Origin of the sequence: Rhodanobacter humi (assembly GCF_041107455.1) — a bacterium.
Classification (GTDB): Bacteria; Pseudomonadota; Gammaproteobacteria; order Xanthomonadales; family Rhodanobacteraceae; genus Rhodanobacter_A.
In genome coordinates this window covers 3,119,177-3,139,107 of record NZ_JBGBPY010000001.1, presented here as the reverse complement: position 1 = coordinate 3,139,107, position 19,931 = coordinate 3,119,177, and the positions used below count along the sequence as shown (strand labels likewise).

At 69.2% G+C, this 19,931-nt stretch carries 18 protein-coding genes and 1 pseudogene; 9 read left to right on the top strand and 10 right to left on the bottom strand.

Annotated elements, in window-relative coordinates; genetic code table 11:
• Positions 1 to 9 precede the first annotated feature (9 nt).
• Both glnD and map read right to left on the bottom strand, forming a co-directional pair.
• The gene (gene glnD / locus AB7878_RS13940) at positions 10 to 2,640 is read right to left on the bottom strand and encodes a [protein-PII] uridylyltransferase (RefSeq protein WP_369494930.1); all 2,631 of its coding nucleotides are present in this window, start codon (positions 2,638 to 2,640) and stop codon (positions 10 to 12) included.
• A gap of 157 nt (positions 2,641 to 2,797) precedes the next feature.
• Positions 2,798 to 3,562 carry a type I methionyl aminopeptidase gene (gene map / locus AB7878_RS13935; RefSeq protein WP_369494929.1) on the bottom strand — a complete coding sequence of 255 codons (765 nt, stop codon included), beginning with the start codon at positions 3,560 to 3,562 and terminating at the stop codon, positions 2,798 to 2,800.
• Positions 3,563 to 3,862: 300 nt separating this feature from the next.
• On the opposite strand from map, the gene rpsB reads away from it, so the two are divergent.
• Positions 3,863 to 4,726 carry a 30S ribosomal protein S2 gene (gene rpsB, locus AB7878_RS13930; RefSeq protein ID WP_369494928.1) on the top strand — a complete coding sequence of 288 codons (864 nt, stop codon included), beginning with the start codon at positions 3,863 to 3,865 and terminating at the stop codon, positions 4,724 to 4,726.
• A 102-nt stretch (positions 4,727 to 4,828) separates the two neighbouring features.
• Complete coding sequence (tsf, locus tag AB7878_RS13925) at positions 4,829 to 5,707, top strand: translation elongation factor Ts (protein ID WP_369494927.1); 879 nt, start codon at positions 4,829 to 4,831, stop codon at positions 5,705 to 5,707.
• A 345-nt stretch (positions 5,708 to 6,052) separates the two neighbouring features.
• Here tsf and AB7878_RS13920 read toward each other — a convergent pair whose 3' ends face one another.
• A complete protein-coding gene (locus AB7878_RS13920) occupies positions 6,053 to 7,210 on the bottom strand; it encodes a 5-(carboxyamino)imidazole ribonucleotide synthase (RefSeq protein ID WP_369494926.1) in 1,158 nt (385 codons plus the stop codon).
• Complete coding sequence (purE, locus tag AB7878_RS13915) at positions 7,207 to 7,710, bottom strand: 5-(carboxyamino)imidazole ribonucleotide mutase (RefSeq protein ID WP_369494925.1); 504 nt, start codon at positions 7,708 to 7,710, stop codon at positions 7,207 to 7,209. The genes AB7878_RS13920 and purE overlap by 4 nt, the downstream gene beginning before the upstream one ends.
• A 60-nt stretch (positions 7,711 to 7,770) precedes the next feature.
• Here purE and AB7878_RS13910 point away from each other — a divergent pair, with 60 nt between their 5' ends.
• The 5 genes and pseudogenes from AB7878_RS13910 (at position 7,771) to AB7878_RS13895 (ending at position 11,961) form a co-directional block, all read left to right on the top strand.
• Positions 7,771 to 8,040, top strand: coding sequence for a Trm112 family protein (locus AB7878_RS13910; RefSeq protein WP_369494924.1), 270 nt, complete (start codon positions 7,771 to 7,773; stop codon positions 8,038 to 8,040).
• A gap of 82 nt (positions 8,041 to 8,122) precedes the next feature.
• Positions 8,123 to 8,731 (top strand): annotated as a pseudogene (locus AB7878_RS18550) (DUF1631 family protein); the annotation flags it as partial.
• A gap of 139 nt (positions 8,732 to 8,870) precedes the next feature.
• Complete coding sequence (locus tag AB7878_RS18520) at positions 8,871 to 10,406, top strand: hypothetical protein (RefSeq protein WP_500809106.1); 1,536 nt, start codon at positions 8,871 to 8,873, stop codon at positions 10,404 to 10,406.
• A complete protein-coding gene (gene nadC, locus AB7878_RS13900; protein ID WP_369494923.1) occupies positions 10,403 to 11,260 on the top strand; it encodes a carboxylating nicotinate-nucleotide diphosphorylase in 858 nt (285 codons plus the stop codon). Before AB7878_RS18520 ends, nadC begins: the two co-directional genes overlap by 4 nt.
• A gap of 215 nt (positions 11,261 to 11,475) precedes the next feature.
• Positions 11,476 to 11,961: a DUF3301 domain-containing protein gene (locus AB7878_RS13895; protein ID WP_369494922.1), complete on the top strand. Its 486-nt coding sequence runs from the start codon at positions 11,476 to 11,478 to the stop codon at positions 11,959 to 11,961.
• A 27-nt stretch (positions 11,962 to 11,988) separates the two neighbouring features.
• Here the strand turns inward: AB7878_RS13895 and AB7878_RS13890 are convergent, their stop codons facing one another.
• The 5 genes from AB7878_RS13890 to petA form a co-directional block, all read right to left on the bottom strand.
• Positions 11,989 to 12,435 carry a ClpXP protease specificity-enhancing factor gene (locus AB7878_RS13890; RefSeq protein ID WP_369494921.1) on the bottom strand — a complete coding sequence of 149 codons (447 nt, stop codon included), beginning with the start codon at positions 12,433 to 12,435 and terminating at the stop codon, positions 11,989 to 11,991.
• Positions 12,435 to 13,058, bottom strand: a complete 624-nt coding sequence (locus tag AB7878_RS13885) for a glutathione S-transferase N-terminal domain-containing protein (RefSeq protein ID WP_369494920.1) — start codon at positions 13,056 to 13,058, stop codon at positions 12,435 to 12,437. The genes AB7878_RS13890 and AB7878_RS13885 overlap by 1 nt, the downstream gene beginning before the upstream one ends.
• Positions 13,059 to 13,133: 75 nt before the next feature.
• On the bottom strand, positions 13,134 to 13,865 hold the full coding sequence (locus tag AB7878_RS13880) for a cytochrome c1 (RefSeq protein ID WP_369494919.1): 732 nt from the start codon (positions 13,863 to 13,865) through the stop codon (positions 13,134 to 13,136).
• Between the two features lie 31 nt (positions 13,866 to 13,896).
• A complete protein-coding gene (locus AB7878_RS13875) occupies positions 13,897 to 15,198 on the bottom strand; it encodes a cytochrome b (RefSeq protein ID WP_369494918.1) in 1,302 nt (433 codons plus the stop codon).
• Positions 15,198 to 15,803 (bottom strand): ubiquinol-cytochrome c reductase iron-sulfur subunit, encoded by a 606-nt coding sequence (petA, locus tag AB7878_RS13870; protein ID WP_369494917.1) that lies wholly within the window; start codon positions 15,801 to 15,803, stop codon positions 15,198 to 15,200. Before petA ends, AB7878_RS13875 begins: the two co-directional genes overlap by 1 nt.
• A gap of 208 nt (positions 15,804 to 16,011) precedes the next feature.
• Between petA and AB7878_RS13865 the strand changes: the two genes are divergently transcribed.
• On the top strand, positions 16,012 to 17,178 hold the full coding sequence (locus AB7878_RS13865; RefSeq protein WP_369494916.1) for a S1C family serine protease: 1,167 nt from the start codon (positions 16,012 to 16,014) through the stop codon (positions 17,176 to 17,178).
• A 70-nt stretch (positions 17,179 to 17,248) separates the two neighbouring features.
• Here AB7878_RS13865 and AB7878_RS13860 read toward each other — a convergent pair whose 3' ends face one another.
• Positions 17,249 to 18,373: a lytic transglycosylase domain-containing protein gene (locus AB7878_RS13860; RefSeq protein WP_369494915.1), complete on the bottom strand. Its 1,125-nt coding sequence runs from the start codon at positions 18,371 to 18,373 to the stop codon at positions 17,249 to 17,251.
• Positions 18,374 to 18,567: 194 nt separating this feature from the next.
• Between AB7878_RS13860 and miaB the strand changes: the two genes are divergently transcribed.
• The gene (gene miaB / locus AB7878_RS13855) at positions 18,568 to 19,911 is read left to right on the top strand and encodes a tRNA (N6-isopentenyl adenosine(37)-C2)-methylthiotransferase MiaB (protein WP_369494914.1); all 1,344 of its coding nucleotides are present in this window, start codon (positions 18,568 to 18,570) and stop codon (positions 19,909 to 19,911) included.
• Positions 19,912 to 19,931: the final 20 nt, after the last annotated feature.

Genomic DNA, 19,931 nt, shown 5'->3' with positions numbered 1-19,931 from the left:
GACGCCTGGTCAGGCGCCCTGCCCCAGCCTTGCCAGCAGCGACTGGCGCAAGCGTTCCTGCTGGGTCTCGTCCAGCGGCGCATCGGCGCGGTCGCTGAGCTGGAAGAAATCCTCCACCCGCTCGCCGAAGGTGGCGATGCGCGCGTCGTGCACGCGCACCGCGCAGGCCACCAGCACCTGCGCCACCGCGGCCAGCAGGCCGGGGCGGTCGCTGCACACCAGGGCCATGCGGGTACGCCCGTCGGCCTGGCGGAAATCGATGCGCGGTGGCATCTGGAAGTGCTTCAGCTGGCGCGACATGCTGCGCCGTGGCGGCAGGATCTGGCCGCTTTGCGCGAGCGCGCGCTGCATGCGCGAACGCAGTTCCTCGGCGCGATCCGCGCTGGCCGGCTGCTGGCCGTCCGCTTCCAGCAGCAGGAAGGTGTCCATCGCCATGCCGGCGCTGGAATTGAGGATGCGCGCCTCCACCACCGAGAAGTGCAACCGGTCCAGCATCGCGGTGACGCTGGCGAACAGGCCGTCGCGGTCGGGCGTGCAGACGAACAGCTCGGTGCTGCCGCGCACCGAGAGCGGATGCACGGCGACCAGCGGCCAGGCGCCGTCCGCGCGCACGATCGCCGCGGTCTGCCAGGCGATCTGCTCGGGGCGGTGGCGCAGGAAGCTGGAGTCGGGGAACGCGCTCCACGCGCGCTCGGCCGCCGCGGCATCGGTGCCCTCGGCCTGCAGCAGGATCAGCGCCTGCGCCCGGCAGGCGTCGATGCGCGCCGCGGCGTCGTGCCCGGGCCGCATGTCGCGGCGCAGCGCCTGCCGCGCCGCCGCGAACAGGTCGGCCAGCAGGCGATCCTTCCAGCCGTTCCACAGCTTCGGGCTGGTGCCGATGATGTCGGCCACGGTGAGCAGGTAGAGCCGGCCCAGCCGCTCGCGGTCGCCCACCGTGTCGGCGAAGCGGCGCACCACGTCGGGGTCGGTGATGTCCTGCCGCTGCGCGGTGGTGCTCATCAGGAGATGCCAGCGCACCAGCCACGCCACGCGCTCGCCGTCGGCCGCGGGCAAACCCAGCTTCGCGCAGAACGCGCGCGCGTCGCCTTCGCCCAGCACGGAATGGTCGCCGCCGCGGCCCTTGGCGATGTCATGGAACAGGCCGGCCAGCAGCATCAGTTCGGGCTGGCCCAGGCTGGCCCAGACGTCGCAGGCGACGGGGAATTCGGCACGCGCCTCGGGATCGGCAAAGCGCGCCATCTGGCGCAGCACGCGCAACGTGTGTTCGTCCACGGTGTAGACGTGGAACAGGTCGTACTGCATGCGCCCGACCACCTTGCCGAACGCGGGCAGGATCGCGGCCAGCAGGCCGTGCCGGTTCATCCGCCACAGCGCATCCACCGCGGGTGCGCCCCGCCGCAGCAGGCGCAGGAAGGCGGCCAGCACGTCGGGATCGTCGGCCAGCGCGCCATCGTGCTGCGCAGTGGCCTGGTGGATGCGCCGCATGGTCTCGGCGGAAAAGCCGATCAGGCCCGGCTCGTCCAGCCGCGCGATGAAGGCCTCGACCAGCGCCGCCGGCCGCCGCGCGAACAACTCCGGATCGCGCGCCGACAGCCGCGTGCCGTGGCGCACGAAATCCTCGCCCACCGGCTTCGCCTCGCCCGGCGGTTCCAGCAGTTCGACGAAGCGCTCGGCGATCTGCACGCCCAGCCGCTCGACCTGGCTGGCCGCGCGGTAATAGCCCTGCATGAACTGTTCGACGCCGAGGTTCTTCTCGTGCTCGTCCTCGAAGCCGAGCCGCCCGGCGAGCGCGCGCTGATAGTCGAATAGCAGGCGTTCTTCCGGCCGTCCCGCCTCCAGGTGCAGCGCGAAACGGTAGCGTCGCAGCGTGGCTTCGGCCTCGCACAGGCTGGCGCGCTCGGCCGGATCGAGCAGGCCGGCATCCTGCATCGCCTCGAAGCCGCCGGCATGCGCCAGCCGGCGGCCCAGCCAGCGCAGCGAATCGAGCGTGCGCAGGCCGCCCGGGCCGTCCTTGAGGTTGGGTTCGAGGTTGCTCGCGGTGTCGTTGTGCCGCGCGTGGCGGGCGTCGCGCTCGGCCAGCCGCGCGGCGAGGTAGTCGCGCGGCGGCCACAGCGCCGGATCGTCCACGATGGCGCGCAAGGCGTCGTCCATGGCCGGATCGCCGGCCAGCCGGCGCGCGTCCAGCAGGCTGGTGAACACGCTGGCGTCCGCGGCGGCCAGTGCGCGGCACTGCGCCGGTTCGCGCACCGCGTGGCCCACCTTGAGGCCCACGTCCCACAACGTGGCGAAGCACTGCTCCAGCGCGCGCAGGCGCGCCGGCTCGGGCCGCTCGGCCAGCACCAGCAGGTCCACGTCGGAGTGCGGGAACAGCAAGCCGCGGCCGAAGCCGCCCACCGCGAACAGCGCCGCGCCCGTCACTTCGCCCAGGCAGGCCATCCACACGTGCGCCACGATGCGCGCCACCGCCTCGCCGCGCCGCCGCGCCAGCGCGCTGGCGTCGGCACCGTCGCGGAACGCGGTGGCCAGCGCGCGATCCACGTCGCCCAGCAACTGCCGCAACGCACGTCGCGCATCGGCCGACACGCCCGAGCGCGGCACGGCCGACGGCAGGCGGGGCAGCGGGGGAAGCACGATGCTCATCGGTGGAGTTCGGGGCAGCGGTTGGGAACTGTCAGTCTGCCACGCCGCCCGGCATTACCTGTAGGAGCGCACCCTGTGCGCGAATGCTTTTGCTGCGGTCAGGACGCAGAGCCATCGCGCACAGAGCCTGCCCCGGACTTGATCCGGGGGTGCGCTCCTACGCATCCGGCCAGGGCGTGAGGATCTCGAAACCGTCGGCGGTCACCGCGATGGTGTGCTCCCACTGCGCGGAGAGCGAGTGGTCCTTGGTGACCACGGTCCAGCCGTCCGGCAGCTGCTTGGTGTGCGGCTTGCCGGCGTTGATCATCGGCTCGACGGTGAAGGTCATGCCTTCCTTGAGTTCCACGCCGGTGCCGGGCTTGCCGTAGTGCAGCACCTGCGGCTCGTCGTGGTAGACCTTGCCGATGCCGTGGCCGCAGTACTCGCGCACCACGCTGAAGCCCGCCGCCTCGGCGTGCTGCTGGATCGCGTGACCCACGTCGCCCAGGGTGGCGCCGGGGCGCACCGCGCGGATGCCGCGCATCATCGCCTCATGGGTGGTCTCCACCAGCCTCTTCGCCAGCACCGATGGCGTGCCCACGAAGTACATGCGGCTGGTGTCGCCGTGCCAGCCGTCCTTGATGACGGTGACGTCGAGGTTGACGATGTCGCCGTCCTTGAGCACCTTGCCGGGGCTGGGGATGCCGTGGCAGATCACGTGGTTGACCGAGGTGCACAGCGTCTTCGGGAAGCCGTGATAGCCCACGTTGGCCGGCACCGCCTTCTGCACGTTGACGATGTGCTCGTACGCCAGCCGGTCCAGTTCCTCGGTGGTGACGCCGGGCCTGACGTGCTCCTTGAGCATGGCCAGCACCTCGGCGGCCAGCTGGCCGGCCACGCGCATGCCTTCGAGGTCCTTGGGGGATTTCAGGGTAATCGCCATGGTTTTGCCTATATGGCGGCACAAACGCTGGAAATCCAGCGACTTGCCGCATCGCCGGCGCACCGGCTACAATTGCGCGGTTTTGCAGGCTGCACCCGGCGTCATCGACGCCCGCACAACGCAAAACGAGACGGGATTGTAACCGCCCCGCGGTACAAGCCCAAACCAACGCCACACACGCATCGGCACCGTTCTTCGGGGTGCCGCGCGCAGCATTCGCTGCCGCGGTCGAAGCCGGGGATGCGTGGAGGTCCCAACCCCCCGGGCCACCTGAAAAGGCCCACTGCAAGGAGTTACACCATGGCTCAAGTCACCATGCGCGAAATGCTCGAGGCCGGCGTCCATTTCGGTCACCAGACCCGTTACTGGAACCCCAAGATGGCGCCGTACATCTTCGGCGCCCGCGGCAAGATCCACATCATCAACCTCGAGAAGACCCTGCCGCTGTTCACCGACGCGATGAACTTCCTGTCGGGCCTGGCGCAGAAGCGCGGCACCATCCTGTTCGTGGGCACCAAGCGCTCCGCCCGCGAGGCGCTGGCCGAGGAGGCCGCCCGCGCCGGCATGCCCTTCGTCACCGCGCGCTGGCTGGGCGGCATGCTCACCAACTTCCGCACCGTGAAGCAGTCGGTGGCCAAGCTCAAGGAGCTGGAAGCGGCCGAGACCGACGGCAGCTTCGAGAAGCTGGTCAAGCACGAAGTGCTGGCCCGTCGCCGCGAGCGCGACAAGCTGCAGGCCTCGCTGGGCGGCATCAAGGACATGAACCGCCTGCCCGACGCGCTGTTCGTGATCGACATCGGCCACGAGGACATCGCGGTGCAGGAAGCCAAGAAGCTCGGCATCCCGGTGATCGCGGTGGTCGACACCAACTACAACCCGGAGCTGGTGGACTACGCGATCCCCGGCAACGACGACGCGATCCGCGCGATCCAGCTGTACGCCCGCGCCGCCGCCGACTCGATCCTGGAAGGCAAGGCTGCCGCGCCGGCCGCCGCCCAGGGCGACGCCAACGAGTTCGTCGAGCTGGACGAGGAAGGCAACCCGGTCGCCAAGGCCGAGCGCAAGCCGGCCGCACCGCGCCGCGACGCCGCTCCCCGCAAGGGCGCCGGTGCGCCGCGCCGCGACGGCGGCCGCGATGGCCGCGCCCCGCGCGACGCCAAGTAAGGCGAGATGACGGCGGGCAACCGCCGTCGCTGCGACAAGACAAAGCCCGTCCGGCGTCGTGGCGCGATCCGCCACGACGCCTCAAGCATTCGAGGAATACCGATGAGCAATATCTCCGCCCAACTGGTCAAGGAGCTGCGTGAGCGTTCCGGCGCCGGCATGATGGAATGCAAGAAGGCGCTGGTCGAGAACCACGGCGACATCGAGATCGCGATGGAGTGGCTGCGCAAGTCCGGCCTCGCCAAGGCCGACAAGAAGGCCGGCCGCGTGGCCGCCGAAGGCCGCATCGTGGCCGCCCAGGCCGGCGGCAAAGCCGTGCTGGTCGAGGTCAACTGCGAAACCGACTTCGTCACCAAGAACCCCGACTTCGTGAAGTTCAGCGACACCGTCGCCGACGTGGCGCTGAAGTCCGGCGCCGCCGACATCGACGCGCTGAAGGCTGCCGCCTACCCGGGTGCCAGCAATGTCGAGGAAGCCGCCAAGGCGCTGATCGCCACCATCGGCGAGAAGATCGACGTGCGTCGCGTGGCCCGCGTGGAAAGCGACGGCACCATCGGCAGCTACATCCACGGCGGCCGCATCGGCGTGCTGGTGGCGCTCAAGGGCGGCTCCGAGGAGCTGGCCAAGGGCATCGCGATGCACGTGGCGGCGATGAACCCGCCCTACGTGAAGGCCGAGGACGTTCCCGCCGACTTCATCGCCAAGGAAAAGGAAATCGCGCTGGCCGCGATGTCGGACAAGGAAAAGGCCAAGCCGGCCGAGATCCTGGAGAAGATCGTCGCGGGCAAGATCAACAAGATCGTCTCCGAGGTCACCCTGGTCGGACAGCCCTACGTGCTGGACACCAACGTCACCGTGGGCGACGCGCTGAAGAAGGAAGGCGCCGACGTCGCCGCCGTGGTGCGCCTGGCCGTGGGCGAAGGCATCGAGAAGGTGCAGGAAGACTACCTGGCCGAAGTCGCCAAGGCGATGCAAGTCTAAGGAGCGCGCTCGCGCGCTCCGCGCCCTGCGCCCATGGATGGGCGCACGCGCAGCGGAGCCTGATTCGCCCTGCGAATCAGGCGAGTCAAAAACGGGCAGGAGCCCGTTTTTGACCATCAGGCACGAACGCTCTTGCTTTGTTCCGCCAAACACACGGATACGAAAAAGCCGCGGGCATCCGCGGCTTTTTCGTATCCGTACGTCGAGGGCGAAGAGCCAGAGCACCGTGCCTGATTGCCAGAAAAGGGCTCCTGCCCTTTTCTGGCTCGCCTGACTCGCCAAGCGAGTCAGGCTCCGTCTGGCAGGCCAACGGCCTGCCAGAACGTGCGCCCATCCATGGGCGTATCACCCCCGCAACATCCCCAGCGCCCCCGCCACCTGCGCCTCGCGCCCCAGCGCCTTGCCCAGCGCTTCCAGCCGCGTGGCCAGCATCGCCGCATCCGGTGCACACACCGTGGCATGCCCCACCTTGCGCCCCGGTCGCGCCTGCTTGCCGTAGTCGTGCCAGTGCGCGTCGACGGTGCGCAGCACCGATGCGGCATCGGGCAGCTCGCCGATCCAGTTGAACATCGCCGACAGGCCGCGCGCGCCGGTGTCGCCCAGCGGCAGGCCGAGCACGGCGCGCACGTGGTTCTCGAACTGGCTGGTGTGCGCACCCTCGATCGTCCAGTGACCGGAGTTGTGCACGCGCGGCGCCATCTCGTTGCCGAGCAGCTCGCCGTCCTTGACGAACAGCTCCAGCGCGAACACGCCCACGTAGTCCAGCCGTTCGGCCAAGGTGCGCGCCAGCGCGGTGGCGCGCGGCTGCAGCGCGGCGATGTCCTGTGCAGGCGCGAGGCTGAGGCTGAGCACGCCGTCCACGTGCCAGTTGCGGGTCAGCGGCCAGGTGCGGAAATCGCCGTCGCGGCCGCGCACGGCCAGCACCGACAGCTCGCGCTGGAACGGCACGAAGGCTTCGAGGATCAGCCCGTGCTTCGCCGCCTGCGCGCCCAGCGCGGTCCAGGCCGCGTCGGCGTCGGCCAGCGACTTCAGCCGGAACTGGCCCTTGCCGTCGTAGCCCAGCCGGCGGGTCTTGAGGATGGCCGGGGCACCCACCGCGGCCAGCGCACGATCGAGATCCGCGCGGATATCCACCGCCATGAACCCGGGCGTGGCCAGCCCGCACTCGCGGAACAGGGTCTTCTCGGCGAGGCGGTCCTGCGCCACCGCCAGCGCGCGCGGGTTCGGGAACACCGCCACCCGCTCGGCCAGCCACTGTGCAGTTTCGGCCGGCACGTTCTCGAAATCGAAGGTGACCACGTCGACCTGGCGCGCGAATTCTTCCAGCGCGGCGTAGTCAGTCCAGTCGGCCCGGACCAGTGGCGCCACCTGGCCGGCGCAGGCGTCGGCGGCGCTGTCCACCACCAGGGTGTTCACGCCCAGCGGCGCGGCCGCCAGCGCCAGCATGCGCGCCAGCTGGCCGCCGCCGAGGATGCCGAGCACGGGCTGCCGCGATGCACTCATGCGCGCGGGTCCGGCTGGTCGAGCACCGCCTGCGTCTGCCGGCTGCGCCAGCTCTCCAGCGCCTGCGCGAGGCGCGGATCGTGCAACGCCAGCACCGCGGCAGCGAGCAGGCCCGCGTTCACCGCACCGGCGCGGCCGATCGCCAGCGTGCCCACCGGGATGCCGGCCGGCATCTGCGCGATCGACAGCAGGGAGTCCATGCCGCTCAGCGCCTTGGACTGCACCGGCACGCCCAGCACCGGCAGCCGGGTCTTGGCCGCCAGCATGCCCGGCAGGTGGGCGGCTCCGCCGGCGCCGGCGACGATCACCTGGATGCCGCGCCCGGCCGCCTGTTCGGCATAGCGGAACAGCAGGTCCGGCGTGCGGTGGGCGGACACCACCTGCACCTCGTGCGCCACGCCCAGCTCGGTCAGCACGCCGGAGGCGTGCTCCATGGTCTCCCAGTCCGAACGCGAGCCCATCACCACGCCTACCCTTGGCGTTTCCGTCGTCGCTGTCATGGTCCAGCCGTCCAAAAATGGTTATTGTACGGCTTTCCGGTTCCGCAACGATTCCGCCACATGGACAAGCGCCTGCTCGACATCCTGTGCTGCCCGGTCAGCAAGACGCCGGTGCGCCTGCTCGGCCGTGCCGAACTGGACGCGCTGAACGGCGCCATCGTGGCCGGCGGTGTGGTCACGACGGCCGGCAGCCCGGTGCGCGAGCGCGTCGACGAAGGCCTGATCACCATCGACCGCAAGCTGATTTACCGTGTCGACGACGGCATCCCCGTGATGCTGCCCGAAGATGGCATCGGCACCACCCAGTTGAACGATTTCCCGGCCCCCTGAAGCAGCGTCCCCACGCCCCGAACCCTCGCCGACGGATCGACGACTCGCCCGCAAGCGCCAACGACAAACTTCCGGTGTGGCCATGAACGAAGCCTACGAACCGCCCAAGATCGTGCCCCTGGCGCCGCGCCTCGACGCCAGCGCCGGCGAGCGCGTGGGCGAGCTGCTGAACGCCGTGCGCGGGGTCGCCGGCAAGCGCCTGCAGCAATGCCTGGGCAACCTGTTCGAGCACGTCGACGACGCGCTGTTCGACCTCGCCGAGAAGGCCGAGAACAACGCCACCCAGACCCATTACTTCGATGGCATGCGCGAGGTGCGCAAGCGCCGTCCGGCGATCGAGCGCAACTTCCTCGCCACGGTCAACCGCGAGCTGGGCAACCTGGCCGGGCGCGCCGCACCCGGCACCTCGGCGCCCGCGCCGGCGATGTCCGAACTGTCGCTGGTGGCCGACGCCGAGCTCGAGGAATCGCTGGCGATCACCAGCATGAGCAGCAAGCACGAGAGCCGGCTGGCGCGCGACCTGTTCGCGATCAACCAGCGCCTCTCGGTGATCTGCGGCGGCCGCAAGGTCGACGATGCCGGCAATCCGATCGCCCCGGCGGCGCTGTCGCAGGCCTTCCGCCAGGCGCTGAAGGAACTGGGCGCGGACATGCGCGTCAAGCTGCTCATCTACAAGCTGTTCGACCGCTACGTGCTGTCCACGCTGGAAGAGCTGTACGCCGAGGCGAACGCCGACCTGGCCCGCGCCGGCGTGCTGCCGCAGCTGCGCCCGGTCGCGTCGCGCGGAGCCGGCACGCCCCGCGGCGGCGCCCAGGCGGCGCATGCCGGCGGTGCCGCGATGGCCGGCGCGGGCACGGACGAGGTCGCCGATCCCGGCGGCCGCCGAACTGCTGCAGACCCTGCACGGCCTGTTCGTCGCGCGACGCGGCGCCGTCGCGCCGTCGTCCGCCCAGGCCGGCGACGCCGGCAGCCCGCCGCCCTCCGTCGGCGAGCTGCTGGGCGCGCTCAGCGTGCTGCAGACCCAGCTGGCGTCCGGCGGCCTCGCCGCGCCGTCCATGGTGAGCGGCGGCAGCTTCGATCGCGAGGCCGTGGCGCAGCTCAAGGAACAGCTGCTGGGCCAGCTCGGCGCGCTGCGCGGCGCGCGGCCCAGCCATGTCGCCAGCATCGACGAGGACACCATCGACTTGGTCGGCATGCTGTTCGAGTTCATCCTCGAGGACGACACCCTGCCGGCCGAGATGCAGGTGATGCTGGCGCGGCTGCAGATTCCCTACCTCAAGGCGGCGATCCTCGACCGCAAGCTGTTCGCGCACCGCCAGCACCCGGCGCGCCGCCTGCTCGACGCCCTGGCCGAACAGGCCAAGGGCTGGTCGCCGGAATCCGACCGCGACGGCCGCCTGCACGACAAGGTCAAGGCCATCGTCGACCAGTTGCTGCACGAGTTCGACGACGACCTTGGGATCTTCGAACGCCTGTTGTTTGACCTGCAGCAGTTCCACGAGACCAACCGCCGGCGCTCCGAACTGGCCGAGCAGCGCGTGGCCGAATCCACCCGTGGCCGCGAGAAGCTGGAGCAGGCGCGCCGCCGTGCCGCCCGCGAGATCGTCGAACGCATCGACGGCCGCAAGCTGCCGCCGCTGGTGCACGAGGTGCTGGCGCGCGCCTGGGCCAACCACCTGGTGCTGGTGCTGCTGCGCCAGGGCGAGGATTCCGGCGAGTTCCGCGACGCCTTGCGCTTCGTGGACGACTTCATCGCCAGCACGCGGCCGGCGCAGGACGCCACCACGCGCCAGCAGCTGCGCCAGCTGCTGCCCGGCATCGAACGCGCGCTGCGCCAGGGCCTGGTCAACGTGGCCTTCCAGCCGCAGGACATCGAGCGCCTGCTGGCGCAGCTGCGCGACTGGTACGGCCAGCAGTTGGGTGAACCCTCGCGCGGTGCCGTGCCGGCCGCCGAGGTCGCCGCCGCTGCCGTTGCCGCGATCCCGGAAAGCATCCAGCCCCTCGTCGAGCCGCAGGCCGAGCAGGACGAACTGCCCGAGGAAAGCGTGCCGGTCGCCATCGACAGCCCCGAATGGCGGCAGGTGGAAGCGCTGCAGCCCGGCGTCTGGCTGGAGTTCCAGTTGCCCGACGAACCGATGGTGCGCGCCAAGCTGTCGTGGATCAGCCCGATGAGCGGCCGCTACCTGTTCGTCAACCGGCGCGGCCTGAAGGTGGCCGATTACGCGCCGCAGGAACTGGCCGTGCTGCTGGCCGGCGGTCATGCCCAGGTGCTGGCCACCAATGCGCTGTTCGACCGCGCGATGAGCGCCATCGTCAGCCGCCTGCGCCAGCCCGGCACGCCCCAGCCCGGCACGGACACCGAATGAATTCCAGCCTCCCGTTCGCTCCGCCCTCCGCCGAACTGATTGCCGCCGATGTGGAACGCGCCTTTGCCGAGGATCTCGGCAAGGGCGACGCCACCGCCGAACTGCTGCCCGCCGACGCCGTGGCCGAGGCCGCGCTCACCTGCCGCGACGAGGCGGTGATCGCCGGCGCGCCCTGGTTCGATGCCTGCTTCCGGCGCATGGATCCGGCGGTGCGCATCGAGTGGCAGGCGCGCGACGGCGAACGCGTGGCGCCCGGCACGGTGATCTGCCGGCTTTCCGGCCACGCCCGCTCACTGGTCAGCGCCGAGCGCTCGGCGCTGAACTTCCTGCAGTTGCTGTCCGGCGCCGCCACCGCCACCGCCGCCTACGTGGCCGCGGTGGCGGGCACCGGCGCGCGCGTGCTCGACACCCGCAAGACCGTGCCCGGCCTGCGCCTGGCGCAGAAGTACGCAGTGCGTTGCGGCGGCGGCCACAACCATCGCATCGGCCTGTACGACGCGATCCTGGTCAAGGAAAACCACATCATCGCCGCCGGCGGCATCGCCAACGCGGTGGCGGCGGCGCGACGCCTGCATCCCGGCCTGCTGCTCGAGGTCGAGGTGGAGAACCTGGACGAGCTGCAGCAGGCGCTGGCCGCCGGCGTGGACCGAATCATGCTCGACAACTTCAGCGTGCCGCAGATGCGCGAGGCCGTGCAGATCGCCGCCGGGCGCGTGCCGCTGGAGGTCTCCGGCAACGTCGACCTCACCACCATCGGCGAGTACGCCCGCACCGGCGTCGACTACGTCTCGGTGGGCGCGCTGACCAAGCACGTCCGCGCGATCGATCTCTCGCTGCGGCTGCGCCTGGGCTGATAATCCCCTGCAGGATCACATCCTGCGCGCGCAGGCGAGATGAGTGAAGAGCAGTGAGTAGATAGAGAAAGCCAAGAACATGAGAAGCGGCGTGGCCATGCTCTTCTCCCACTTCTCACTCCTCTTCACTCACTCCATGGGTTTTCGCGCACATGCTGCGCTCCGCGGACGGCCCCCGGCTTGCGCGCCGCCCTGCCCGCCCACACACTGCAGGCATGGGCAACGTCAACGATCTGCTGGTACTGCTGGCGCTGATCGCCGTGATCGGGCTGTGGCTGAAGCTGAGCGCGGCGCGCGAGCGCGCGACCGCCGAGGCGCGCTCGCAGTGCGAACGCTACGGCGTGCAACTGCTGGACGAAACCGTAGGCCTGCGCGCGCTGCGCCTGCGTCGCGTGGCCGGCCAGCGCCGGCTGGAGCGCTGCTACGGCTTCGAGGTGAGCATCGACGGCGCGGATCGCGAGCAAGGTTCGCTGTGGATGCTGGGCGGCACGATGAGCGAACTGCGGCTGCCCACGGTGGTGCTCATGCCGGCGGTGCCGACGACAGCGGCGGAGATTCCGTCCATCGGCTCGGAACCACGTCACCCGACCGCCGCACTGTCCGCGCCGACGGCCGATCACCCGGACGAACCCGCATCGGGCAGCAACGTGGTGCCGCTGCGACCGCGCCGGCATTCCGGTGGTGGCGACACGTTGCACTGACGGCAGGTATCGCGGCTGCAGCCGCTCCTACTTGATGACCCGCAGGAATGGCGCGCCGCGCTTGGGCTTGTCGTCGCCGTTGCCGCCCTGGCCGGACGGCGGCTCGTCGGGTGCCGGCGCGGGCGGCGGTGTGTCGCCACCTTCCTCTTCGGCCGGGAACATCATGCCCTGCCCGTTTTCCTGGGCGTACAGCGCCAGCACCGAGCCGACCGGGATGCGCACCGCCTGGCTGACGCCGGAGAAGCGCGCGGAGAAACCGATCCAGTCGTTGCCCAGTTCCAGGTTCGCCACCGCGCGCATCGCGATGTTCAGCACCACCTGGCCGTTCTTCACCACCTGCGGCGGCACGCGAACGCCTTCGCCGGCGGCATCGATCAGCAGGTACGGGGTCAGGCCGTTGTCGCTGATCCAGTCGTAGATCGCCCGCAGCAGGTACGGACGATTGGAACTCATCGGATGGGTTACATCAGTCATCAGGGTCGCATGGCCTTTTCTTGCTCGGTCATGCTGCGCGCAAAACCCTGACTGTGGAACAGGCGCTCGCCGTAGTCGACGATAGCCTTGCCCTCGCGACCCAGGTCCACGCCCAGCCAGGGCAGCCGCCATATCACCGGCGCCACCAGGCAATCGGCCAGGCTCATCTCGGGATTGAGGAAGAACTTCGCCGCCTTGAACAGCGGCAGCGCGGCCAGCAGGTGCGCGCGCAGGCGCTTGCGCGCGGGCTCGGCGGAACGGCCGCCGGCGCGGATGGTGTCGACTTCGGTCAGCCAGTCCTTCTCGATGCGCACCGCGGCGACGCGCAGGCGCGCGCGGGACAGCGGGTCGATCGGCATCAGCGGCGGGTGCGGGTAGCGCTCGTCGAGGTATTCGCACACCACGCTGGCGTCGTACAGGGTCAGGTCGCGATCGACCAAGGTCGGCGTGCTGCCGTAGGGGTTGAGGTCGAGCAGGTCTTCCGGCGGCTTGCCCGGATCGACCAGCACGCGCTCGTAGCTGACGCCCTTGGCGGCCAGCACCAGACGGGCACGGTGACACTGGATGTCGTCGGCCGTGGTGTAGAGGGTGAGTGCGGTACGCGAGCGGGCGCTTGGAACCATGCGCGATATTCCCTGTTGCGGTTGCACGAATGCGGCAGCCAGGGGCTGCCGCATTCGATGGGTGTTCCCCGGAAATCAGTGCACGTCTTTCCAGTATTCCTTCTTGAGAAAGTAAGCCAGCAGGGTGAACAGCGCCAGGAACAGCACTACCCAGACGCCGTAGTCGTGCCGCTGCAGGGCCGCCGGCTCCGAAACGTACTCCAGGAAGTTCACCAGGTCACGCGATGCCTGCTGGTACTGCGCCGGGGTCAGCTTGCCGGGGTGGGCCAGGTCGAGCTTTTCGACCTCGTCGGTACCGGGCTTCATCACCGCGGTCTGCTGGCCCTGCAGCTCCCACAGCGGGAACGGCATCGCCGCGTTCGGCAGCGTGGTGTTGTTCCAGCCGATCGGGCTCTTCGGGTCGAGGTAGAAGGTGTTGAGGTAGGTGTAGACCCAGTCGGCGGTCTTCGCGCTCACTTCCAGCGACAGGTCCGGCGGATCCTTGCCGAACCACTTCGTCGCGTCCTCAGCCGGCATGTGCGAGATCACCGGATCGTCGAACTTCGCGCCGGTGAAGTTGAGGTTCTGCATCACCTGCTGTTCGGTCAGCCCGAGGTCGTCGGCAATGCGCGAGTAGCGCATGTACTTCAGCGAGTGGCAGCCCACGCAGTAGTTGAAGAACAGCTTGGCGCCGCGCTGCAGCGAGGCCTGGTCGCGCACGTTGGAGCCCGACGCCATCAGCTGCTCGCCGCCCTCGGCCCGTGCCGCCGGCTGGCCGGCGACCAGCAGGCCCAGGGTCAGCGCGACCGCGGGAAGGAGTTGCTTCATCAGGAGCCTGGGTTTCATCAAGAGCGTCGGCTTAGTCATGCATCGTCACCCGATCCGGAACCGGCTTGGTCTTCTCCCAGCCGAAATAGGTATAGGCCCACAGGAACGCGAAGAAGCCGAAGTAGATCAGCGTCATCGTGCGACCGAACGCGTTTTCCCACGTGGTCACGTCGACGTTGCCGAACCAGGCCGGGATCACTTCCGCGGTGATGCCGGCGCCCACCGCGCCGAGGCCGAAGAACGCGATCACGAACAGCGTCAGCGCCACCTTGTAGCCGGTGCCGCGGTAGCGGATCGACTTGACCTTGCCGCGGTCGAGCCATGGCAGCAGGAACAGCACCGCGATTGCACCGAACATCGCCAGCACACCCCACACGGCGGTACCCACGAACGACGGGATCATGCGCACGATCGCGTAGAACGGGGTGAAGTACCACACCGGCTTGATCTCCGCCGGGGTGACCAGGTTGTTGGCCATGATCGAGTTGTCGTGCTCGAGGAACCAACCGCCAAAAGTCGGCGCGAAGAAGATGATGAAAGCCGCCACGATCAGGAAGAAGCCCACCCCGACCAGGTCCTTCACCGTGTAGTACGGATGGAACGGGATGCCGTCCATCGGCGCACTCGGGCTCCAGCGGTTGCCCTTCGGGCCGTGCTTGACGTCCACGCCGTCGGGGTTGTTCGAGCCCACCTCGTGCAGCGCGGCCAGGTGCAGCACCACCAGCAGCAGCAGCACGATCGGCAGCGCGATCACGTGCAACGCGAAGAAGCGGTTCAGCGTGGAGTCCGCCGGCAGGAAGTCGCCCATGATCCACTCGACCAGGTGGCTGCCGATCACCGGGATGGTGCCGAACAGCGACACGATCACCTTGGCGCCCCAGAACGACATGTTGCCCCACGGCAGCACGTAGCCCATGAAGGCCTCGGCCATCAGCACCAGGAAGATCAGCATGCCGAGCAGCCACACCAGTTCGCGCGGCTTCTTGAACGAACCGTAGATGATGCCGCGGAACATGTGCAGGAACACCACCACGAAGAACAGCGAGGCGCCGGTGGAGTGCATGTAGCGGATCAGCCAGCCCCACTCCACGTCGCGCATGATGTACTGCACCGAGTCGAACGCGCCCGCCGCGCTCGGGTTGTAGTTCATCGTGAGGAAGATGCCGGTGACGATCTGGTTGACCAGCACCAGCAGCGCCAGCGAACCGAAGTAGTACCAGAGGTTGAAGTTCTTCGGCGCGTAGTACTCGGTCATGTGCTTGCGGTACACGGGCGCGAGGCCCGGTGCGCGCTCGCTGACCCAGTCGCCGATGCTCGCGAATACGTTCGCCATCACGCGGTCTCCTTCGGACCCACGCCGATCTGCACGGTCGTGTCGTCAATGAAGTGATACGGCGGGATCTCCATGTTCTTCGGCGCCGGTACACCCTGGTACACGCGGCCGGCCATGTCGTAGCGCGAGTGGTGGCAGGGGCAGTAGTAGCCGCCCTGCCAGTTCGGATCGAACGGCTCGGGCTTGATCTCGCCCACGTAGTTCGGCACGCAGCCGAGGTGGGTGCAGATGCCGACCATCACCAGCCACTCGGGCTTGATCGAGCGCGTCTCGTTCTGCGCGTACTTCGGCTGCTGCGCGGCGGAGGCGCCGTCGGACTTCGGGTCGACGAGGCGCGGATCCTGCTTCGGCAGCGTCGCCAGCTGCGCCGGCGTGCGGTTGACGATGAACACCGGCAGGCTGCGCCAGCCGACGATCAGCTGCTGGCCGGGTTCGATCTTCTTGAGGGATTGGGTGACCGGTGCTCCGGCGGCCTTGGCGCGCGCGCTGGGTTCCCACGACTTGATGAAGGGCACGGCTGCCGAGACGATTCCCACACCGCCCACCACCGAAGTGGCGGCTGTGAGAAACCGGCGGCGGCCATGATCGACGACTTCGTTCGCCATCAGGCTCTCCGGTACATGATGCGTCAGGTTGGGCTCGCGCCCAGCAATAGATTTGGAACCCCTGAAAATCGCGTTAGTCTAGCGTCAGCCCTCACACCGTACAATAAAAGCGCCGCGGCGTATCGACGCTGGGGGAACCTTGCCCGACCTCGGCTGCACGGCCAGCCTACCCTACCGTCCGCCCGCCCGTCACGGATTGCAGCACGACATGAAACATGCCGCCGGCACGCTCGCCTTCCTCGCCCGCTGTGTCGTCATCGGCCTCGCGGCAGCGTTCGTGATCGGCCTGTTCTGGCCCGGCAGCGGCGAGCGCCTGCGCGCGCGGCTGGGCCTGCCCGGTGCACCGGCGACCGGGGCACCGGTCGCCGCACCGGCCTCCTACGCCGACGCGGTCGCCGCCGCGGCTCCCTCGGTGGTGAACATCTACGCCGACAAGATCGTCAACGAGCGGGCGATCAAGATGTACGACAACCCGATCCTGCAGCAGCTGCTGGGTGGCACGCTCACCACCTACGCGCGCCGCGAGAAGACCCTGGGCTCGGGCGTGGTCGTGAGCGCACAGGGCTACGTGCTCACCAACTACCACGTGATCTCGCACGCCACCGACATCCAGGTGCTGCTGTACGACGGCCGCGTGGCCAAGGCCACCGTGGTCGGTTCGGACGAGGAAACCGACCTCGCGGTGCTGAAGATCGACGCCGGCAACCTGCCGGTGATCCAGTTCGCCAAGCAAAACCCGCGTTCCGGCGACGTGGTGCTGGCGATCGGCAACCCGCTCGGCCTCAACCAGACCGTGACCATGGGCATCGTCAGCGCGGTGGGTCGCCAGTTGTACGGCTCCAGCGCCGAGGATTTCATCCAGACCGACGCCGCGATCAACCTCGGCAACTCCGGCGGCGCGCTGGTCAACGCCGAGGGCCGGCTGGTGGGCATCAACACCTTGCTGATCGGCAAGGCCGCGAATGCCGAAGGCATCGGCTTCGCGATCCCCGCAGGCACCGCCAAGAAGGTGCTGGACCAGATCGTCGCCACCGGCCACGTGGTGCGCGGCTGGCTGGGCGCGGACTACAGCTTCGTGCCGGTGGCCGCCAACAGCGGCCTGCCCGCGGCTGCGCGCGGCGCCCAGGTCACCGACGTGTACCCCGGCAGCCCCGCTGCACTGGCCGGCATCCAGCCGCGCGACATTCTGCTGCGCATCGGCAGCGACAACATCCGCGACCCCGCCGACCTGCGCCGGCGCGAATCGGCGATCAAGCCCGGCACCACGGTGGAGATCTCCGGCCTGCGCAACGGCAGCCCGTTCCATACCGAGGCCACGCTGACCGAGCGCCCGCCGATGAACGTGGAAGCCGCGACACCCGAGAGCAACCCGTAGGAGCGCACCCTGTGCGCGAATTGCTCTGGCGTTGATCGGAGCCAAAGGCATTCGCGCACAGGGTGCGCTCCTACATCGATCGCGCCGCCGCCAGCGGCGGATGCAGCGCCGCCTCGTAGCGCTTGCGCAAGGTATCCACACGCTGCACGTAGACCTGGGTCTCCGCATACGGCGGCACGCCGTTGTAGCGCTGCACCGCGCCGGGACCGGCGTTGTAGGCCGCGGCGGCCAGGCGTTCGTTGCCGCCGAAGTCGCGCAGCAGCAGGGCGAGGTAGCGCGCACCGCCGCGGATGTTCTGGCCGGTGTCGAACGCGTCCAGCACGCCCATGTCGCCGGCCGTGCCCGGCATCAGCTGCATCAGCCCCTGCGCGCCCTTGAGCGACAGCGCACGCGGGTTGAACGCGCTCTCGGCATGGATGATCGCGCGCAGGAAGGCCTCGTCCACGCCGTACTCCACGCTGGCCGCGCGGATCGCGTCGGCATAGGCAGTGATGTTGAGCGGCACGCTGCCCCAGTGGATGGTCGAATGCAGGTTGCAGGCGAAGCAGGTGGCGATGTAGCTGAACAGCATCTTCGCCTGCTGCGCGGCGCGGCCGGCGGGGCGGATGTTGGTGTACTCCACGCTGCCGTCGGCACGCGCGATGCGGTACACCGCGCCGCGCAGCACGCGGTCGCCCGGCGCCGTGGCGACTGGCATGTCGGGCAGCGCGCCAGCGCCGCCGCTGGCCTGCTGGTACGTCCAGCGCCCACGCAAGGCCGCCGGCACGGCCGCGGCGGCCGCGCCCGAAGTGGGCGCCGCAGCGGGCGGCAACGGATCGGTCGCCGGCAGCTTCGCGGTGCTGAGCACGCTGCCGCGCACCGCCGCCAGCGAGGTCACGTCGGCATCGGCCTGCGGCTTCGCGCCCACCACCGTTCCCTGCACGTGCTGCAACGAGGCCGCAGGCGCGCGCCGCGCCGGTGCGCCGTAGCTGCCCAGCTTGCGGCAGTCGTGATAACCCGCGGTGCTGCCGGTGAACACCGCCTCGCCATTGGCGCCGGTGCAGCGGTAAAGATTGCCCGCATGCGCCACGGGCAGCCACAGCGCGCCTGCCAGCAGGGCACAGCCCAGCACGATCCGCTGCGGGATCGTGGCGAAGGACGGGGAGCCTGCGACGGGCCGGCCGACACTCCCCCGGTGGCGCACGGCGTCGAACATGGGCGCAGTGTGCCGCCGCGCCGTGTCCGCGCCAAGAGTGGACGCACCGTTTCGTGCGCCATGCCCGCCCGGAAAGCACCCCAAGTACCTGATCCGGCTGGCATGCTTGCTGGAAGCCGGGGGGCGGTCGGCGTAAACTGCGCGGTTCGGCGCCATCTGCGCCGCGCCTCGCGCAACCACGGTAACCAGCACCCATGAGCGGCAAGCTTTTCATCAAGACCCACGGCTGCCAGATGAACGAGTACGACTCGGCCAAGATGGCCGACGTGCTGAAGGCCTCGCACGGCCTGGAGCTGACCCAGGACGAGTCCGAGGCGGACGTGATCCTGATCAACACCTGCTCGATCCGCGAGAAAGCGCAGGAGAAAGTGTTCAGCCAGCTCGGCCGCTGGAAGGAACACAAGCAGGGCGGCCGGCAAGTCGTCATCGGCGTGGGCGGCTGCGTGGCCAGCCAGGAAGGCGAGGCCATCATCAAGCGCGCGCCCCATGTCGACCTGGTGTTCGGCCCGCAGACCCTGCACCGCCTGCCCGAGCTGATCGAGGCGAATCGCGCCACGCATCAGCCGCAGGTGGACATCTCCTTCCCCGAGATCGAGAAGTTCGACAAGCTGCCCGAGCCGCGCGCCGAAGGCCCCACCGCCTTCGTCTCGATCATGGAAGGCTGCTCGAAGTACTGCAGCTACTGCGTGGTGCCCTATACCCGCGGCACCGAGATCAGCCGCCCGTTCGACGACGTGCTGGTGGAAGTGGCCCAGCTCGCCGCGCAAGGCGTGCGCGAGGTGAACCTGCTGGGCCAGAACGTCAACGCGTACCGCGGCCCCATGCACGACGGCGGCATCGCGGATCTCGCCGTGCTGATCCACGCGATCGCGCAGATCGAGGGCATCGGCCGCATCCGCTTCACCACCTCGCACCCGCTGGAGTTCTCCGACTCGCTGATCGAGGCCTACGCCAGCGTGCCCAAGCTCGCCAACTTCCTGCACCTGCCGGTGCAGGCGGGCTCCGACCGTATCTTGAGCGCGATGAAGCGCGGTTACACCGCGCTGGAGTTCAAGCAGAAGATCCGCAAGCTGCGCGCGGTGCGCCCGGACATCTGCATCAGCTCGGACTTCATCGTGGGCTTCCCCGGCGAGACCGACGCGGATTTCGGGAAGACCATGCAGCTGATCGAGGACGTGGGCTTCGACCAGAGCTTCAGCTTCATCTTCTCCGCCCGCCCCGGCACCCCGGCGGCGAATCTCGCCGACGACACGCCGATGGCGGAGAAGCATGCGCGGCTGGAGCGTCTGCAGGCCGCGATCAACGCGAACGCCAAGACGATCAACGAGGCGATGGTCGGCACCGTGCAGCGCGTGCTGGTGGAAAAGCCCAGCACGAAGAATCCCAACGAACTCGCCGGCCGCACCGAAAACATGCGCTACGTGAACTTCCCCGGCGACGCGCGCATGATCGGCCGCTTCGTGGACGTGACGATCACCGAGGCGATGAGCAACTCGCTGCGCGGGCGGGTGCACGCGCTGGCCGAGGAAGCGGCCTGATCCAAAAGCCCCTCTCCCCT

Excerpts from the sequence above, each read along its gene's own strand:
- glnD (WP_369494930.1), bottom strand. The coding sequence starts at position 2,640 with ATGAGCATCGTGCTTCCCCCGCTGCCCCGCCTGCCGTCGGCCGTGCCG.
- map (WP_369494929.1), bottom strand. The coding sequence starts at position 3,562 with ATGGCGATTACCCTGAAATCCCCCAAGGACCTCGAAGGCATGCGCGTG.
- rpsB (WP_369494928.1), top strand. The coding sequence starts at position 3,863 with ATGGCTCAAGTCACCATGCGCGAAATGCTCGAGGCCGGCGTCCATTTC.
- tsf (WP_369494927.1), top strand. The coding sequence starts at position 4,829 with ATGAGCAATATCTCCGCCCAACTGGTCAAGGAGCTGCGTGAGCGTTCC.
- AB7878_RS13920 (WP_369494926.1), bottom strand. The coding sequence starts at position 7,210 with ATGAGTGCATCGCGGCAGCCCGTGCTCGGCATCCTCGGCGGCGGCCAG.
- purE (WP_369494925.1), bottom strand. The coding sequence starts at position 7,710 with ATGACAGCGACGACGGAAACGCCAAGGGTAGGCGTGGTGATGGGCTCG.
- AB7878_RS13910 (WP_369494924.1), top strand. The coding sequence starts at position 7,771 with ATGGACAAGCGCCTGCTCGACATCCTGTGCTGCCCGGTCAGCAAGACG.
- nadC (WP_369494923.1), top strand. The coding sequence starts at position 10,403 with ATGAATTCCAGCCTCCCGTTCGCTCCGCCCTCCGCCGAACTGATTGCC.
- AB7878_RS13895 (WP_369494922.1), top strand. The coding sequence starts at position 11,476 with ATGGGCAACGTCAACGATCTGCTGGTACTGCTGGCGCTGATCGCCGTG.
- AB7878_RS13890 (WP_369494921.1), bottom strand. The coding sequence starts at position 12,435 with ATGACTGATGTAACCCATCCGATGAGTTCCAATCGTCCGTACCTGCTG.
- AB7878_RS13885 (WP_369494920.1), bottom strand. The coding sequence starts at position 13,058 with ATGGTTCCAAGCGCCCGCTCGCGTACCGCACTCACCCTCTACACCACG.
- AB7878_RS13880 (WP_369494919.1), bottom strand. The coding sequence starts at position 13,865 with ATGAAGCAACTCCTTCCCGCGGTCGCGCTGACCCTGGGCCTGCTGGTC.
- AB7878_RS13875 (WP_369494918.1), bottom strand. The coding sequence starts at position 15,198 with ATGGCGAACGTATTCGCGAGCATCGGCGACTGGGTCAGCGAGCGCGCA.
- petA (WP_369494917.1), bottom strand. The coding sequence starts at position 15,803 with ATGGCGAACGAAGTCGTCGATCATGGCCGCCGCCGGTTTCTCACAGCC.
- AB7878_RS13865 (WP_369494916.1), top strand. The coding sequence starts at position 16,012 with ATGAAACATGCCGCCGGCACGCTCGCCTTCCTCGCCCGCTGTGTCGTC.
- AB7878_RS13860 (WP_369494915.1), bottom strand. The coding sequence starts at position 18,373 with ATGTTCGACGCCGTGCGCCACCGGGGGAGTGTCGGCCGGCCCGTCGCA.
- miaB (WP_369494914.1), top strand. The coding sequence starts at position 18,568 with ATGAGCGGCAAGCTTTTCATCAAGACCCACGGCTGCCAGATGAACGAG.